The organism is Streptomyces sp. RLB3-17 (assembly GCF_007113425.2).
Classification (GTDB): Bacteria; Actinomycetota; Actinomycetes; order Streptomycetales; family Streptomycetaceae; genus Streptomyces; species Streptomyces mirabilis_D.
Window position 1 is genome coordinate 7,632,113 of the sequence record NZ_CP041610.2, and the last position, 17,382, is coordinate 7,649,494.

Consider the following 17,382-nt stretch of genomic DNA (forward strand, 5'->3'; position numbering starts at 1 on the left):
TCCTGGTCCCCGCTCGGCCCCCGCCTCAGTCCCCGTGCCACGTCCGCCAAAGTGCCGCGTACGCCCCCTCGGCCGCCACCAGCTCGTCATGCGTGCCGAGTTCGGTGAGCAGCCCGTCCTCCATCACGGCGACCCGGTCCGCGTCGTGCGCGGTGTGCAACCGGTGCGCGATGGCGATCACCGTGCGCCCCTCCAGCACGGCGGCGAGCGCACGCTCGGTGTGGCGCGCGGTCGTCGGATCGAGCAGGGCGGTCGCCTCGTCGAGGATGAGGGTGTGCGGGTCGGCCAGCACCACCCGGGCCAGGGCGAGCTGCTGGGCCCGCGACCCGTCCGTCCGGCGGCCGCCGGTGCCGAGCTCGGTGTCCAGGCCGTCCGGCAGCTCCCGTACCCAGCCGTCGGCACCGACGGCGGCCAGCGCCGCCCACAACGCCGCGTCGTCGGCGGCGGGTTCGGCGATCAGCAGATTGTCCCGAACGGTGCCCAGGAACACGTGGTGCTCCTGGGTGACGAGGACGACCTGGCGGCGCAACTGCTCGGGATCGAGGTCGGCGATCGGTACGCCCCCCACCGTCACCGACCCGGACCGCGGCGCGTCGATGCCCGCGAGCAGTCGGCTCAGAGTGGTCTTCCCGGCGCCGGAGGGCCCGACGACGGCCAGCCGTTCCCCGGGCCGCACGGTCAGGTCGACTCCGCGCAGCACCTCGCCCCCGCGGTCGTAGGAGTAGCGGACATCGGTCACGTCGATCCGGTCGTCGACCGGGGTCGGCGAGCCCGACGGCACGGCCCGTGGCGCGCGGGCCAGCCCCTCGACGCGGGCGAACGAGGCGCCGCTGCTCTGCAGCTGCTCGACCTGCATCAGGATCTGGTCGAGCGGCTCCGCGAGCTGGCGCAGATACAGGGTCGCGGCGACCACCGCACCCAGGCTCATCGCCCCCCTCGCGTGCAGGGCACCGCCCACCAGCAGGACGGCGACCACGGGAACGACGTACGACACCTCCACGGCCGGGAAGAACACGCTGCGCAGGAACAGGGTCCGCATCCGCCTGACGCGGGACGTCTCCAGCGTCCGACGGCTCGCGGCGATCCGGCCGCGCTGCAGCCCGAACGCCTCCACCGTACGGGCACCGGACGCGGTGGCCGCGAGGATCTCGGCGACGTCCGAGGTGGCGGTGCCCTCGGCGAGATACGCGGTGCGCGCACGGCGCAGATACCAGCGCAGGGCGAACCAGATCCCGACGAGCCCGAGCACCCCGCAGGCGCCGAGCAGCGGGGCGATGACGAAGACCGCGCCGAGGATGAACAACGCCTGGGCGCACGAGATGAGCAGTTCGGGCCCGGCGTCGCGCAGGGTGTTGCCCACCACGGTGACATCGGCGGTGCCGCGCGCGGTCAGGTCGCCGGTGCCGGCCCGCTCCACGACCGAGGCGGGCAGACTCAGCGCCCGCTCCACGAACTGCTCCCGCACCCGGGCCAGCGTCCGCTCCCCGAAGCGGTGCCCCACGTACCGTGCCCACCGCGCCAGCAGCAGCTGCGCCAGCGAGCACACCAGGATGACCGACGCCAGCCGGTCCACGACGTCCACACCGTCCCCGGCCCGTACGTCGTCGATGATCCGCCCGAGCAGCCAGGGTCCGACCAGACCGGCCGCCGCGGCCAGCGAGTTGAGGCCGAGCACGGCGGCGAAGGACCGCCCGTCCGCCCGGATCAGCCGCAGTGCCGCCCGGCGCACCTCGACGGGTTCGGCGACCGGCAGATGCGCGCTCATCGCAGGACCTCTTCCGTGTCGCGGGCCACCAGTGCCCGGTACGCCGGCTCCCCGTCGAGGAGTTCGTGATGGCTGCCGCTCGCCGCGACCTTGCCGTCGACCAGGAAGTGCACGGTGTCCACCTGGTCGAGCATCAGCGGCGAGGTGCTGGTGACGACGGTCGTACGGCCCGAGCGTGCGGCCCGCAGCCGGGCCGCCACCGCCGCCTCGGTGTGCGCGTCGAGCGCCGAGGTGGGTTCGACGGCGAGCAGTACCTCGGGGTCGGCGAGCAGCGCCCGCGCCAGACGTACGCGCTGTCGCTGGCCGCCGGAGAGGCTGCGGCCCTGGGCGGCGACGTCCGAGTCGAGACCGTCGGGGAGACCGAGCACGATGTCGTCCGCCGCCGCCGCGCGCACCGCCCGGGCGATCGCCTCCTCGTCGTGCTCCCGGCGACCGGAGACCAGCTCGCGCAGGGTGCCCGCGAACAGGTCGGCCTCGTTGTCCGCGACCAGGATCCGCTCGCGCACCTGCGCCAGGGCGATCTCGTCGAGCCGTACGCCACCCCACGTGACCGCCGACTCCGCGTACCGGCCGAGGCGGTCGACGACGGCCTCGGACTCCACGGGAACGGCTCCGACCAGCGCGGTGAGCCGCCCCGGCAGCACCCGTACCCCGGAGTCCGGATCGTGCAGCACCGCCGGGGAGGCGGGCGCGTCCCGGGCGTCGGGGTGGTCGGCGACGGGCTCCAGGGACAGGAACCGTACGACACGCCGGGCGGCGACGACGGCCCGGCTGAGCTGGTAGCCGCTCTCGATGAAGAAGTACACCGGCATCACCAGGACCGCGACATAGCCGTACACGGACACCAACTGGCCGATGGAGATCTCGCCCTGGGCGGCGAGTCGGGCCGCGAGCCAGGTCACGAGGGCGAGGAAGAGGGTCGGCAGTCCCGTGCCCAGTGCCTGGATCCAGCTGGTCGCGGCCCCGACCCGGTACCCCTGCGCCCGCAGCTGCTGCGAGTCGCGGCGGAAGGTGTCCGCGAACAGCCCCTTGCCACCCAGGCCGTTGAGGACGCGCAGGCCGCCCGCGAGGTCGCCGATCCGCGCGGTCAGCACGCCCTGCCGCTCGCGGTACTCGGTCTCCGCACCCTGCAACCGACCCATCAGCGGGCCGACGAGCCCGGCGATCAGCGGCACCCCGAGGAGTATCACCACCGACAGCTGGAGCGAGACCGACATCAGCAGCGCGGCCACCACGCCGTAGGTGACGATCGCGGCGATGCCGGGACCGACGACGGTCAGCGACTGGCTGATCGTCTGGACGTCACCGACGCCGATCGTGACGACCTCCCCGGCGCCGACCTGGCGGCCCAGCGCGGCACCCAGCCGCGCCGACTGCCCCACCACGACCTTGACCGTGCGGAAGTTGGCGTCCATCCGGACCTTGGTCATGGTGCGGTGCCGCATGATGCCCAGCCAGGCGTTGAACACGCCGATGCCCAGTACGGCGGCCGTCCAGCCGAACAGCGCGCCCCGGTCGTCCGGCTCCAGGCCGTCGTCGATCGCACGGGACAGCAGATACGGCGGCAGCGCCAGGAGCGTCATCCACACCGTGGCGAGCAGCGCGCCGGCCGCGCTGCGCCCCGACTGCCGGGTGACCAGCCACCACAGATACCGCCACCCGCCCCGGCAGTCGGGCGTCCCCGGGTCCTCGTGAGCGTCGATCATCCAGCCCTCATGCCTTTCACTCGCCGTCCGCTGTACGAGTCGCTCGCCGTCGGCTACACGAGGCTGTCGCGCCATGCCTGGTGCAGATCCGCGAACCTGCCGGTGGACGCGACGAGCTCGGCCGGGCTGCCGTCCTCGACCACCCGCCCGTGCTCCATCACCAGCACCCGGTCGGCGATCTCCACCGTGGACAGACGGTGGGCGATGACCACCGCCGTCCGGCCGCGCAGGACCGTCGACATGGCGCGCTGCACCGCCCGTTCCCCCGGGATGTCGAGGGAACTGGTCGCCTCGTCGAGGATGAGGACGGCCGGGTCGGCGAGCAACGCTCGTGCGAAGGCGACGAGTTGGCGCTGCCCGGCGGAGATACGGCCGCCCCGTTTGCGTACGTCCGTGTCGTAGCCCTCGGGCAGCGCGCTGATGAAGTCGTGGGCGCCGATCGCCTTGGCGGCCCGCTCGATCTCCTCGCGACTCGCGTCGGAGCGGCCGATGGCGATGTTCTCGGCGACCGTGCCGGAGAACAGGAAGGCCTCCTGGGTCACCATCACCACCCCGCGCCGCAGTTCGGGCACGGACAGCTCGCGCAGGTCGACGCCGTCGAGCAGGACCCGGCCGTCCGTGGGGTCGTAGAAGCGGGCCAGCAGCTTGGCGAGCGTCGACTTGCCCGCGCCCGTCGAGCCGACCACGGCCACCGTCTGCCCCGCGGGGATCGTGAGCGAGAAGGTGGGCAGCACCTCGCCGCCGGTGCGGTAGGCGAAGCGGACGTCCTCGAAGACGACCTCGCGGCCCGGCTGCGCGGAGGCGAGCGCGGGCAGCCGCCTCGGTTCGGCCGGCTCCGGCACCGACGGTGTCTGGGCCAGCAGGCCCGCGATCTTCTCCAGCGAGGCCGCCGCGGACTGGTAGGCGTTGAGGAACATGCCCAGCCGGTCGATCGGGTCGTACAGGCGGCGCAGATAAAGCACCGAGGCGGCCAGCACGCCCAGCGCCAGCGAACCCCCGGCCACCCGGTACGCGCCCCACAGCACGATCCCCGCGACCGCCGTGTTGGCGACCAGCCGGGAGCCGACGACATAGCGGGCCATCTCCAGCAGGGCGTCGCCGTTGGTGCGTTCGTGGCGCTTGTTGAGCACCCGGAACTCGGCGTCGTTGGCGTGCTCGCGGCGGAACGCGCGCACCGGCCGGATCCCGTTCATCGTCTCCGCGAACTTCACGATGACGGCGGCGATCGCGGTCGAGCGGAGGCGGTAGATACGGCCCGCGCGGCGCCGGTACTGCCGTACGAGGAGATAGAGCGGTACGAAGGACGCCACCGCCACGGCGCCCAGACCCAGGTCCAGCCAGAGCAGCATCGCCGAGATGTAGACGAAGGACAGGATCACCGTGATGAGTTCCTGCAGGCCCTCGCTGAGCAGTTCGCGCAGCGACTCGACGTCCGTCGTGGAGCGGGAGATCAGCCGGCCCGAGGTGTAGCGCTCGTGGAAGTCGATGCTGAGCGCCTGTGCGTGGCGGAAGATCCGGCCGCGCAGGTCGAGCAGCACGTCCTGGTTGACGCGGGCGGACGCCTGGGTGAAGGCGTACTGGAGTCCGCCGGCGGCCAGCGCGCACAGCAGATAGCCGACACCCACCGCGATCAGCGGGCCGTGGTCGTGCGCGCGGAAGGCCGGTACGGCACGGTCGATGGCGTACGCGACGATCAGTGGGCCCGCCTGGATCGCGGCCTGCTGGAGCAGGAGCAGCACCATCGTCACCACCACACGGGCCTTGAGCGGGGCGAGGAGGGAACGCAGGAGCGCCGCGGTGGCGTCCGGGGGAGTGGGCAGGGCGTCGCGGTCGAAGGGGTCCTGGTGCTCGTGGGACTCCCGCGCGTCCGGACGGTCCGTGCCGGGCTCCCCGCCGTCGGGTGCCGTGCCCGCTTCCCTGCCCGGTTCCCGGTCCGGTTCCTTGTTCGGCGCGGTCGTCGTGGGCGCCGTCATCGGTCGGCCTCCTCGTCACCTGACATCAGATGGGCGTACTCGGCGTTGCTGCGCAGCAGTTCGTGGTGGGTGCCGACCGCGGTGATACGGCCGCCGGAGAGCAGGGCCACGCGGTCGGCGAGCAGGACCGTGGACGGGCGGTGCGCCACGATCAGCGCGGTCGTCTCCGCCAGTACGCGGCGCAGCGCGGCCTCGACCGCGGCCTCCGTGTGGACGTCCAGCGCCGACAGGGGGTCGTCGAGGACGAGGAAGCCGGGGCGGCCGACGACGGCCCGCGCGAGGGCGAGGCGCTGGCGCTGGCCGCCGGACAGGCTCAGGCCCTGCTCGCCGACCTGGGTCCGGGTGCCCTGCGGGAGCGCGTGCGCGAAGTCGGCCTGGGCGACGGCGAGGGCACGGTCCAGGTCCGCTTCGCCCGCGGTGTCCGGGGCGCCCATGAGCACGTTCTCCCCGACGCCGGCCGAGAAGAGCGTGGGCTCCTCGAAGGCCACGGCCACGCGCGCGCGAAGCTCCTCGCGGGGCATCGCCGTGATGTCCTCGCCGTCCAGCGTGATCCGCCCGGCCGTCACCTCGTGCAGCCGTGGGACGAGGGCGGTGAGGGTGGTCTTCCCGGTGCCGGTCGCGCCGACCAGGGCCATCGACTCACCCGGACGGATGTGCAGATCGATGCGGTCGAGGACGGGGGGCGCGTCCGCCGGGGCGTCGGGATAGCGGAACTGGACGCCGTGGAAGCGGAGTCCGCCCTCGCCCTTCCCGGCGGCGACCGCGGACGATCCGTCGGAGACCGCGGACGTCCCGGCGGAGACCGCGGACGTCCCGGTGGACTCCGGCTGCTCGTCCATCACCTCGAAGTACCGCTCCGTCGCCGTCGCCGCCTCCTGGCTCATCGCGAGGAGGAAGCCGATGGACTCGACGGGCCAGCGCAGCGCGAGCGCCGTGGACAGGAACGCCACCAGCGTGCCGGCGGACAGGTGTCCGTCGGCGACCTGGACCGTGCCGAGCACGAGGGCCGCGCCGATGGCGAGTTCGGGGAGCGTGACGATGACCGTCAGGATGGCGGCGAGGAGGCGCGCCTTGGCCAGCTCCGTGCCGCGCAGGGTGCGGGACAGCTCCCGGAAGGCGAGGGCCTGGCTGCGGTGGCGTCCGAAGCCCTTGATGATGCGGATGCCGAGCACGCTCTCCTCGACGACCGTCGTCAGATCGCCCACCTGGTCCTGGGCCCGCCGCGCCACCAGCGAGTAGTGCCGCTCGAAGAGCCAGCAGACCACCATCAGAGGCACCGCGGGAGCCAGCAGCACCAGGCCGAGGGTCCACTCCTGGGCCAGCATGATCATGACGCCGACGAGGATCGTCACGGAGTTGACCAGCAGGAACGTCAGTGGGAAGGCGAGGAACTGGCGCACCAGCATCAGGTCCGTGGTGCCCCGGGACAGCAGCTGACCGGAGGCCCAGCGGTCGTGGAAGGCGACCGGGAGCCGTTGCAGATGCCGGTACAGATCCGCCCGCATGTCGGCCTCGACCCCCGACAGGGGCCGTGCCACCAGCCACCGCCGCAGCCCGAACAGCACCGCCTCCGCGATCCCGAGCAGCAGCAGATACAGCGCGCCGAGCCAGATGCCCGCCGCGTCGTGCTCGGCCACGGGACCGTCCACCATCCACTTCAGGACGAGCGGGAACACCAGCCCCGTACAGGAGGCGAGGACCGCGACGAAGGCGGCACTGAACAGCCGCGTGCGCACCGGCCGCACGTACGGCCACAGGCGCAGCAGGCTGCGTACGGTCGAATGGTCGGCTCGGCCCGGGGTCACCGCATCTGAAGTGGACATCAGGAGCGAGCCTACGGTTCGGCACTGACAGAGCCCACCGAGTTTTGGCCCGACCTGAATCGTTCCACGGATCCGGGACCGGTGCCCCGGGTCCGGGGCTCGGTCGTATCGCCGCATCAACCGATCGGTTGATGCCGCTTCGAGCGCGATGGACGATGTGCCCGCTCCCGTCCCGCCGGGATCCTCGGGACATGTCAGTCATCGAAGTCACCGGACTGCGCAAGTCCTACGGCGGCCGGCCCGTCGTCGACGGTGTCTCCTTCGCCGTCGAGGAGGGCGAGATCTTCGGGATCCTCGGCCCGAACGGCGCCGGCAAGACCACCACCGTCGAGTGCGTCGAGGGCCTGCGGATCCCCGACGCGGGCCGCGTCCGGGTCACCGGGCTCGACCCCGTCGCCGACCACGAACAGGTCGCCCGCGTCCTCGGCGCCCAGCTCCAGGAGAGCGAGCTCCAGGCCAAGCTCACCGTCCGCGAAGCCCTGGAGCTGTACGCGGCCTTCTATCCGCGCCCCGCCGACTGGCGGCCCCTCGCCGAACGCCTCGGCCTGACCGCCAAGCTCACCACCCGCTTCGCGAAGCTCTCCGGCGGCCAGAAACAGCGCCTGTTCATCGCGCTCGCCCTCATCGGCAACCCCCGGGTCGTCGTCCTCGACGAACTGACCACCGGGCTCGACCCGCGCGCCCGCCGCGACACCTGGCAGCTCATCGAGGACGTCCGGGCGAGCGGGGTCACCGTCCTGCTCGTCACGCACTTCATGGAGGAGGCGCAGCGCCTGTGCGACCGGATCGCCGTGATCGACAAGGGCCGGGTGGCAGCCCTGGACACCCCGTCAGGGCTGATCCGGCGCTCGGCGGGCTCCACCGTCATCAGCTTCACGCCGTCCGCGCCGCTGGACGAGGGTGACCTGAACGCGTTGCCCGCGCTCGCGTCGGTCGAGCACAAGGACGGCCGGATCACGCTGTCCGGCACCGACGAGACCGTCAACGCGGTCATCACCCTGCTCGCCCGGGGCCACATCACCGCCCACCAACTCCGGGTCTCCGACGCCACGTTGGACGACGCGTTCCTGGACCTGACGGAGGTCACCCCATGAACACCGCAGTCCTGCGCACCGAGCTGCGCCTCTTCCGCCGCGAACCGGGCGCCCTCTTCTGGATCCTGGCGTTCCCCACCCTGCTGCTGGTGATCCTGGGCTCCATCCCCTCCTTCCGCCAACACCACGCCGACCTGGGGGGCCTGCGCACGGTCGACGTGTACGTCCCGGTCGCCGTGCTCCTCGGCATGATCGTCGGCGCGCTGCAGTCGATGCCGCAGAACATCACCGGCTACCGCGAGCGCGGCATCCTGCGCCGCATGTCCACCACTCCGGTACGCCCGTCCGCCCTGCTGTCCGCGCAGATGCTGGTCTACGGCGCGGCGGCGCTCGTCTCGGCGCTGTGCGCGCTCGCGGTGGGCCGACTCGCCTTCGACGTACGACTGCCCGAGCAGCCGTACGGCTATCTCCTCGCCCTGCTCCTCGCGATCCTGGCCGCGCTCGCGCTGGGCGCGGTGGTCTCCGCGCTGTCGCGGACGACGAAGATCGCGGGCGCGATCGGGTCGGCGGTGTTCTTCCCGATGATGTTCTGCGCGGGCGTGTGGCTGCCGGTGCAGGCCATGCCGCACGGACTCGCCCGGGTCATCGGCTGCACCCCGTTCGGCGCCGCCGCGCAGGCGCTGAACCGGGCGGCGGCGGGCGACTGGCCGGGCTGGGCGCACCTGGGGGTGCTCGCGGCCTGGACGGTGCTGCTCACGGCGGGTGCCTCCCGCTGGTTCCGATGGGAGTAGGCGAGGGGCCGTGCAGACTGGGGAGATGACCACCAAGGACCGGCAGATCGAGCGGCGTTGGGAGCAGCTGCACACCTGGGGGCCGTACGGTCTGCTCGGCGTCAGTGTCGTCCTCGCGCTCGCCTCTGCCGGCGTGATCGACCGTTCCGGCGAGTGGTACGCCGCCTGGGCCCTGGTCGTCGCCGCGGTCGCCCTCCAGCTGTGGTGGCACGGCACCCGCGCCCGCCGGGCCGGCCGCGGCCGGATCCCGTCCCGGGCGGGGACGGCGTACTACGTCGTCCGCTGGGCCATCGGCTTCGCCCTCACCTGGATCGACCCGTTCTTCGCGTTCTACGCCGCCGCCGGCTACATGGACGCCGACGAGCTGATCCCGGGCAGGTGGCAGCGGCTCGGACTGTTCGCGAGCGCGGTCACCGTGGCCGCTGCGCAGGCCGGCGGGCTGCCGTTCGGGAGCGGCGTCCAGTGGATCCTCTTCGCCGCGCTCCTGGTCGCCAACTCCGGCCTGCAGATGGTGGTCGCCCACCTCACCCAGCAGGAGGCCCAGCGCTCCCGGGAGCGCACCGAGACCATCACCGAACTCGAACGCACCAACGCCGCCCTGCAACAGGCCCTCGACGAGAACGCCGCCCTGCACGCCCAACTCCTCGTCCAGGCGAGGGAAGCCGGCGTCGCCGACGAACGCCGCCGGCTGGCGGCCGAGATCCACGACACCATCGCCCAGGGCCTGACCGGCATCATCGCGCAGCTCCAGGTCGTCGCGAACACCCCCGATCCGGAGGCCGCCCGCGTACATCTGGGCCGCGCGTCGGAGCTGGCCCGCCAGAGCCTGGGTGAGGCGCGCCGTTCGGTGCACAACCTCGCTCCGGTCGCCCTGGAACACGACGGCCTTCCCGAGGCGCTGAAGAAGACGGTCGCGGACTGGGCCCGACGCACCGGCGTCCGCGCGGACTTCACCCTCACCGGCACGGCGGAACACCTCCACGAGGAGATCTCGGCGACGCTCCTGCGTATCGCCCAGGAGGCCCTGTCCAACGCGTCCCGGCACGCGCGCGCGGCCCGGCTCGGCGTCACCCTCTCCTTCATGGGCGACGAGGTGACCCTGGACGTACGCGACGACGGCCGCGGCTTCGACCCCGCCGCCGTCCCCGGACGCACCGGCAACGGCGGCTTCGGCCTGGACGGCATGCGGGCCCGCGCCGAACGCGTCGCGGGCTCCCTCACCCTGGAGTCCGAACCCGGCCGCGGTACGGCGGTCTCGGCGCGCGTACCGTTGGTCCGCGATGACCGATGACGCTGTGATCACCCTGCTGATCGTCGACGACCATCCCGTCGTACGGGACGGTCTGCGCGGCATGTTCGAGTCCGCGCCGGGATTCACGGTCCTCGGCGAGGCCGCGAACGGCGTCGAGGCCGTCGCCCTCACCGCCTCCCTCGACCCGGACGTCGTCCTGATGGACCTCCGCATGCCCGGCGGCAACGGCGTCGAGGCGATCGCGGAACTCACCCGCCGCGGCGCCCGCGCCAAGGTGCTCGTCCTCACCACGTACGACACCGACTCCGACACCCTCCCCGCGATCGAGGCGGGCGCGACGGGCTATCTGCTGAAGGACGCCCCGCGGGAGGAGCTGTTCACCGCCGTCCGCGCGGCGGCGCAGGGCCGTACGGTGCTCTCCCCGGCGGTCGCCTCCCGCCTGGTCTCGGCGGTCCGCGCGCCCGCCTCGACCCAGGACTCCCTCTCGGCCCGCGAGCGCGAGGTCCTGGCCCTGGTGGCCAAGGGCACCTCGAACCGTGAGATCGCCCGCGTCCTGTTCATCAGCGAGGCCACGGTCAAGACCCACCTCACCCACCTGTACGCCAAGCTGGGTGTCAACGACCGCGCGGCGGCGGTGGCGGTCGCGTACGACCGGGGCATCCTGGGCTGACGCCCCGCGCCCCTGAAGGCCTCAGCCCACCACCCGTAGCAACAGCACCGCCCGCGCCGGCACGGTGACCGTGCCGCCCGCGCGGTGGATCACGCCCGGCGCCCGCGCCTGATCCTCCGTCGAGGTGTCGACCACGAGTTCGTAGCGCGAGGCCCACGGAGGCCCCGGCAGGACGAAGCTCACCGGACGGTCCCCGGCGTGCAGCACCGCGAGGAAGCTGTCGTCCACGATCGGCGCTCCGCGGGCGTCGCGTCCGGGGATGTCCCGGCCGGAGAGGTACATCCCCAGCGTCGCGGCCGGTGCGTACCAGTCCCGTTCCGTCATCTCCGTCCCGCGGGGGGTGAACCACGCCAGGTCGCGCAACCCGTCCACGGAATGGGCCCGGCCGGAGAAGAACGCGCGGCGCCGCAGCACGGGGTGCCGGTGCCGCAGCGCGATCAGACGTGAGGTGAGGTCGAACAGGGCCCGCCAGCCCGGTTCCTCCAGCAGGCTCCAGTCGACCCAGCTGATCTCGTTGTCCTGGCAGTACGCGTTGTTGTTGCCGCGCTGGGTGCGTCCGAACTCGTCCCCCGCGACGAGCATCGGCACCCCGGTGGACAGCAGCAACGTCGTCAGCAGGTTCCGCAACTGGCGCCGCCGCAACCCCCGTACCCGCTCTTCGTCCGTCTCCCCCTCCGCCCCGCAGTTCCAGGCCCGGTTGTCGTTCGTGCCGTCCCGGTTCCCCTCCCCGTTGGCCTCGTTGTGCTTGCGCTCGTAGGAGACGAGGTCGCGCAGCGTGAAGCCGTCGTGGGCGGTCACGAAGTTCACCGAGGCATAGGGGCGCCGGCCGCCCCACGCGTACAGGTCGCTCGACCCCGAGAGGCGGTACCCCAGGTCCCGTACGTCCGGCAGCGCGCCCCGCCAGAAGTCCCGGACCGCGTTGCGATAGCGGTCGTTCCACTCCGTCCACAGGGGCGGGAAGGCGCCCACCTGGTAGCCGCCGGAACCGACGTCCCACGGTTCGGCGATCAGCTTCACCCGACGCAGGACCGGGTCCTGGGCGATGACCGCGAGGAAGGGGGAGAGCATGTCGACGTCGTGCATCGAGCGGGCCAGCGCCGCCGCCAGGTCGAAGCGGAAGCCGTCCACCCCCATCTCCGTCACCCAGTACCGCAGCGAGTCCGTGATCAGGCGCAGGACGTGCGGCTGCACCACGTGCAGCGTGTTGCCGCAGCCCGTGTAGTCGGCGTACCGGCGGGCGTCCGACTGGAGCCGGTAATAGCCCCGGTTGTCTATGCCGCGAAGGGACAGCATCGGGCCCAACTCACCGGCCTCCGCCGTGTGGTTGTAGACCACGTCGAGGATCACCTCGATACCGGCCGTGTGCAGCGCCCGCACCATCCGCTTGAACTCGCCGACCTGCTGTCCCGTCGTCCCGGAGGACGCGTAGCCCGCGTGCGGGGCGAAGTAGCCGATCGAGTTGTAGCCCCAGTAGTTCTTCATGCCGCGCCGCAGGAGGTGGTCCTCGTGGGCGAACTGATGGACGGGCAGGAGTTCCACGGCCGTGACGCCCAGCCCGACCAGGTGCTCGATCGCCGCCGGGTGGGCGAGCCCGGCGTAGGTCCCGCGCAGTTCCTCCGGGATCCCGGGGTGCAGCCGTGTGAAGCCGCGGACGTGCAGCTCGTAGATCACCGAGTCCGCCCACGGGGTCTTCGGGCGGTGGTCGTCCGACCAGTCGTCGTCATCGTGGACGACGACGCCCTTGGGGACGTACGGCGCCGAGTCCCGGTCGTCGCGCACGGTGTCCGCGACCTGCTGCTGGGGCCAGTCCCGGACATGCCCGTACACCTCGGGCGGCAGACTGAAGTCGCCGTCCACCGCACGGGCGTACGGGTCGAGGAGCAGCTTCGCCGGGTTCCAGCGGGCGCCGGTCCACGGGTCCCAGCGGCCGTGCACGCGGTAGCCGTAGCGACGGCCGGGCAGCACGCCGGGGACGAAGCCGTGCCAGATCTCGTGGGTCAGCTCGGTGAGCGGTACGCGTGTCTCGTGGACCTCGCCGTCCCGCTCGTCGAAGAGACAGAGGTCGACGGCCTCCGCCCCGCCCGCCCACAGGGCGAAGTTGGTGCCCGCCGCGCCGTCGGGGCCGACGCGGAAGCGCGCCCCGAGCGGGGTCGGGGCGCCCGGCCACACGGACACGGCGGGCGACGGCGCCCTCTGGGCCCCGTTCAGTACGGGAGACGACTGCGCGGGCAGCTTCTCACCCGTGGCCCGCCCCTCCGGCACTGCCTCCTGCTCGGCTGCGCTCGACACCGTTCAGCCTCCTGCGGCTCGGTGGACGGCCGGAAGAGGAGCGTGCGGCGTCCCGGCACCTCTTGTCGGCCCGTTCGCCTCCGGGGCGGCACAGCCGGTGTCGGGAGGCCGACCGTGCTCAGCCCTTCGGGCCTCCGCGCGCTCGACCTCCCGACGCCGGTACGCCCCTGCGGCTCACGGGCGCGGCTCCCCTTCGCGTCGTCCTCCCCACTGTTCTGCCCAGCGCTTGGCTCGCACTCACGTTTCCCCAGAGGTGCACACTCGTTGGGCCCGCTGTGAAGCACGAACAGACACGCGCGCGGCACGCAGGGGCCGCGCTGGCCGCCGTACTGACCTGGGCCGGCCTGCTCGCCGGAGCCGCCGGCTGCACCTCGCACGGGTTGGAGGAGGTCCTCGGCAAACCCCCCGCCGCCGAGGACGTCATCCGGATCTCTCCCGACGACAACAGCAAGGGCGTACGCCCGCGACAGGCGCTGCGGGTGCGGGTGCCCGACGGGCGTCTGGAGTCCGTGCAGGTCGTCAAGGACCAGGACGCGCAGGAGTCCGCGGTGCCCGGGCACATCTCCGCCGACGGCCTGACCTGGGCCCCCGACGATCCGCGGCTCGCGCTCGCCGCCAAGTACACCGTGGACGTGGTGGCCCTCGACGGGCAGGGGCGGCGCTCGGCGCGGCACACGACGTTCACGACGTACGTGCCCGAGGAGCGGTTCATCGGATACGTGACGCCGGAGAACCGCTCCACCGTCGGCACCGGCATGATCGTCTCCCTCGCGTTCAACCGGGAGATCGAGAACCGGTCCGCCGTCGAGCGCGCGATCCACATCGAGGCCAGCCCCGCGGTCGAGGTCCGCCCGCACTGGTTCGGCAAGAGCCGCCTCGACTTCCGGCCCGAGAAGTACTGGAAACCGGGCACGAAGGTCACCGTCGGGCTGCGGCTGCGCGACGTCGAGGGGGCGAAGGGTGTCTACGGACTCCAGTACAGGACGTTCTCGTTCACCATCGGACGCAGCCAGGTCTCGCTGGTGGACGCCGCCGCGCACACCATGCAGGTACGCCGCGACGGCGACCTCCTCGCCACGGTGCCGATCACGGCGGGCGCCCCCAAGAGGACGACGTACAACGGGAAGATGGTCGTCATGGAGATGCTGGACGTGACCCGGATGAACAGCCGCACGGTCGGCTTCGGCGGCGAGTACGACATCCCGGACGTCCCGCACGCGATGCGCCTCACCGACTCCGGGACCTTCGTGCACGGCAACTACTGGGCCTCGGGCGTCTTCGGCACCAGCAACGTCAGCCACGGCTGCGTCGGTCTCCAGGACGTGAAGGGCGGCAGCTCCGACTCCCCCGCGGGCTGGTTCTTCGACCGCAGTCTCATCGGCGACGTCATCGAGGTCGTCAACAGCGACGACAAGGAAGTCGCCCCCGACAACGGCCTCGGAGGCTGGAACATGGACTGGAAGGAGTGGAGGGCGGGCAGCGCGGTGAAGTAGCCCGGCGAAGCGGCCCGGTCAAAGGGGTACGTACGTGTCGAAGGGCAGGGGACTCCAGCGCGCCCCCACACGGCCGAACTTGGGACTGAACGGTGACAATCCCGGGGAGCCATCTCTCAGAGCCGTGTGATTAATTAGCGCGATACGCGCGGCGACGCGCTGGGGTGCGGGCCTGATCAGGCCGTGCGAGGGGAGAACAGACTTGAACGGGCGACCGATATCGGGGGCGTCGGTTGGAACGCGGGCACGGGGGAGCAAGGGGATCCTGGCGCTGCTGCTGGGCGTGCTGCTGCTCGCCGTGACCGCGTGCGGCGGGGGAGGGGGCTCGGATTCCGGGAACGGCAAGGGCAAGAGCACGGGCAGCTCCACCAAGGCCGACACCAAGGTCTCGCAGGCCGTGGTGACCATCGCCCCGAAGGACGGCACGAACGGCGTGGCCACCAGCGGGGCTCTCAAGGTCACCGCGGCCAAGGGCAAGCTGACCGAGGTCACGGTCAAGGACGGCAGGGGCAACGCGGTCGACGGCGCGATATCCGGCGGGGGTGCCACCTGGACGCCCTCGACCCACCTCGCCTCCGCCACCAAGTACAAGGTCCACGCGGTGGCCAAGGACGCCGACGGCCGTGAGGCCGCCGAGGAGTCCGCCTTCACCACGCTGACCCCGAAGAACACCTTCGTCGGTATGTTCACGCCCGAGGACGGTTCCAAGGTCGGCGTCGGCATGCCCTTCTCGGTCCGCTTCACCCGGGGCATCACGCACCCGGACGCCGTCGAGAAGGCCATCAAGATCAAGACCGAGCCGGCCGTCGACGTCCAGGGCCACTGGTTCGGCAACGACCGCCTCGACTTCCGCCCCGAGCAGTACTGGAAGGCCGGCACGAAGGTCACCGTCTCCCTCAACCTCGACGGCGTCGAGGGCCGGCCCGGGGTCTACGGCAAGCAGGCCAAGACCGTGACCTTCACGATCGGCCGCAGCCAGGTCTCCACGGTCGACGCCAAGACCCACAAGATGGTCGTCAAGCGTGACGGCAAGGTCATCAAGACCATCCCGATCACCACGGGCAAGCCGGGCTACGACACCTGGAACGGCCAGATGGTCATCAGCGAGCAGCTCCGGGTGACCCGTATGAACGGTGAGACGGTCGGCTACGGCGGCGAGTACGACATCAAGGACGTGCCCGACGCCCAGCGCCTGACCGACTCCGGCACCTTCATCCACGGCAACTACTGGGGCGGCGACGCCTTCGGTAACTACAACGCCAGCCACGGCTGCGTGGGCCTGCGTGACGTGCGCGGCGGCGGCGACCGCAGTGCGCCCGCCGCCTGGTTCTTCGACCACTCCATCACCGGTGACGTGGTGATCGTGAAGAACTCCCACGACCAGACGGTCGCCCCGGACAACGGCCTCAACGGCTGGAACATGTCCTGGTCGGCCTGGACCGCCTGACCTTTTCGCCTCGACGGGCCCGCTGTGCCAGGTCACCTCCGTGACCGAGTGCACCGGGCCCGTTGTCGTTGGTCCCCGTACTGCACCTGCCCCGGGGGACAACCCCCCAGACCCCCGATACGGTGCCTTCATGACTGTGCATCTCGAAGTGGCCGAAGGCGTCGGCACCCTCCGCCTGGACCGCCCGCCCATGAACGCGCTGGACGTCGCCACACAGGACCGGCTCAAGGAGCTCGCCGAGGAGGCCACCCGCCGCGAGGACGTGCGCGCCGTGGTCATCTACGGCGGCGAGAAGGTGTTCGCGGCGGGCGCGGACATCAAGGAGATGCAGGCCATGGACCACGCGGCGATGGTCGTGCGGTCCCGTGGTCTGCAGGACTCCTTCAGCGCCGTGGCCCGTATCCCCAAGCCGGTCGTCGCCGCCGTCACCGGGTACGCGCTGGGCGGTGGCTGCGAGTTGGCGCTCTGCGCGGACTTCCGTATCGCCGCGGACAACGCCAAGCTCGGCCAGCCGGAGATCCTGCTGGGCCTGATCCCCGGCGCCGGCGGCACCCAGCGCCTGTCCCGTCTGATCGGCCCCTCCAAGGCGAAGGACCTCATCTTCACGGGGCGGATGGTGAAGGCCGACGAGGCGCTGTCGCTCGGTCTCGTGGACCGGGTCGTCCCGGCCGACGAGGTGTACGCCCAGGCACACGCGTGGGCCGCGAAGCTGGCGCAGGGTCCCGCGCTCGCGCTGCGTGCCGCCAAGGAGTCCATCGACGCGGGTCTGGAGACCGATCTCGAGACGGGGCTCGCGATTGAACGGAACTGGTTCGCGGGGCTGTTCGCGACCGAGGACCGAGAGCGCGGCATGCGCAGCTTCGTGGAGGAGGGGCCGGGGAAGGCGAAGTTCCTCTGATCCCCTTGCAGTTGACGCGACGTCTTACCCGTTGTCCCCCGAAGGGCTTGTTTATGCCAGCCTTAAGGGAACCTTAAGTCTGCCTTGTCGGGGGCGACTGGCGATTGCCGTCAACTGGGGCATTCCGGCAGGTCAGGTGGGCCCTGATGAGCCCCGAACTGCCGGGGGCATATGCCTACAGGATGTCGCGGAATGGGCGGTTCCGGGGGGCGTATTCCTCCGGAACGGCCCCGAAGCGGGC

General features: G+C 71.8%; 12 protein-coding genes. 7 read left to right on the forward strand and 5 right to left on the reverse strand.

The features are described from left to right. Positions 1 to 25: 25 nt before the first annotated feature. From FNV62_RS34630 to FNV62_RS34645, 4 genes are read right to left on the reverse strand one after another with little or no spacing between them, the layout of a single operon-like run. Positions 26 to 1,765, reverse strand: coding sequence for an ABC transporter ATP-binding protein (locus FNV62_RS34630; RefSeq protein WP_143602962.1), 1,740 nt, complete (start codon positions 1,763 to 1,765; stop codon positions 26 to 28). After that, the gene (locus FNV62_RS34635) at positions 1,762 to 3,471 is read right to left on the reverse strand and encodes an ABC transporter transmembrane domain-containing protein (RefSeq protein ID WP_143602963.1); all 1,710 of its coding nucleotides are present in this window, start codon (positions 3,469 to 3,471) and stop codon (positions 1,762 to 1,764) included. The genes FNV62_RS34630 and FNV62_RS34635 overlap by 4 nt, the downstream gene beginning before the upstream one ends. Before the next feature lie 53 nt (positions 3,472 to 3,524). Further along, positions 3,525 to 5,444: an ABC transporter ATP-binding protein gene (locus tag FNV62_RS34640; protein WP_143628164.1), complete on the reverse strand. Its 1,920-nt coding sequence runs from the start codon at positions 5,442 to 5,444 to the stop codon at positions 3,525 to 3,527. After that, positions 5,441 to 7,267, reverse strand: a complete 1,827-nt coding sequence (locus FNV62_RS34645) for an ABC transporter ATP-binding protein (protein ID WP_143628166.1) — start codon at positions 7,265 to 7,267, stop codon at positions 5,441 to 5,443. The genes FNV62_RS34640 and FNV62_RS34645 overlap by 4 nt, the downstream gene beginning before the upstream one ends. A gap of 191 nt (positions 7,268 to 7,458) precedes the next feature. Between FNV62_RS34645 and FNV62_RS34650 the strand changes: the two genes are divergently transcribed. Genes FNV62_RS34650 through FNV62_RS34665 form a run of 4 tightly spaced genes read left to right on the forward strand, consistent with a single transcriptional unit; the run spans position 7,459 to position 11,014 of the window. Then, complete coding sequence (locus tag FNV62_RS34650; protein WP_164331812.1) at positions 7,459 to 8,361, forward strand: ABC transporter ATP-binding protein; 903 nt, start codon at positions 7,459 to 7,461, stop codon at positions 8,359 to 8,361. Continuing rightward, entirely contained in the window at positions 8,358 to 9,092 is a 735-nt protein-coding gene (locus FNV62_RS34655) for an ABC transporter permease (RefSeq protein ID WP_097286294.1), read from the forward strand. The genes FNV62_RS34650 and FNV62_RS34655 overlap by 4 nt, the downstream gene beginning before the upstream one ends. A gap of 25 nt (positions 9,093 to 9,117) precedes the next feature. Continuing rightward, positions 9,118 to 10,383 (forward strand): sensor histidine kinase, encoded by a 1,266-nt coding sequence (locus tag FNV62_RS34660; RefSeq protein WP_097286295.1) that lies wholly within the window; start codon positions 9,118 to 9,120, stop codon positions 10,381 to 10,383. Continuing rightward, positions 10,373 to 11,014, forward strand: a complete 642-nt coding sequence (locus FNV62_RS34665; protein ID WP_143628168.1) for a response regulator — start codon at positions 10,373 to 10,375, stop codon at positions 11,012 to 11,014. Before FNV62_RS34660 ends, FNV62_RS34665 begins: the two co-directional genes overlap by 11 nt. A gap of 21 nt (positions 11,015 to 11,035) precedes the next feature. On the opposite strand, the gene glgX is transcribed toward FNV62_RS34665, so the two are convergent. Continuing rightward, positions 11,036 to 13,303: a glycogen debranching protein GlgX gene (gene glgX / locus FNV62_RS34670; RefSeq protein ID WP_143628170.1), complete on the reverse strand. Its 2,268-nt coding sequence runs from the start codon at positions 13,301 to 13,303 to the stop codon at positions 11,036 to 11,038. Positions 13,304 to 13,578: 275 nt separating this feature from the next. Between glgX and FNV62_RS34675 the strand changes: the two genes are divergently transcribed. From FNV62_RS34675 to FNV62_RS34685, 3 genes are all read left to right on the forward strand, one after another. Continuing rightward, positions 13,579 to 14,796, forward strand: a complete 1,218-nt coding sequence (locus FNV62_RS34675; protein WP_097286297.1) for a L,D-transpeptidase — start codon at positions 13,579 to 13,581, stop codon at positions 14,794 to 14,796. A gap of 202 nt (positions 14,797 to 14,998) precedes the next feature. After that, on the forward strand, positions 14,999 to 16,243 hold the full coding sequence (locus FNV62_RS34680; protein ID WP_097286298.1) for a L,D-transpeptidase: 1,245 nt from the start codon (positions 14,999 to 15,001) through the stop codon (positions 16,241 to 16,243). A 130-nt stretch (positions 16,244 to 16,373) separates the two neighbouring features. Next, entirely contained in the window at positions 16,374 to 17,141 is a 768-nt protein-coding gene (locus tag FNV62_RS34685; protein ID WP_054234656.1) for an enoyl-CoA hydratase/isomerase family protein, read from the forward strand. The last annotated feature ends 241 nt before the right edge of the window (positions 17,142 to 17,382 follow it).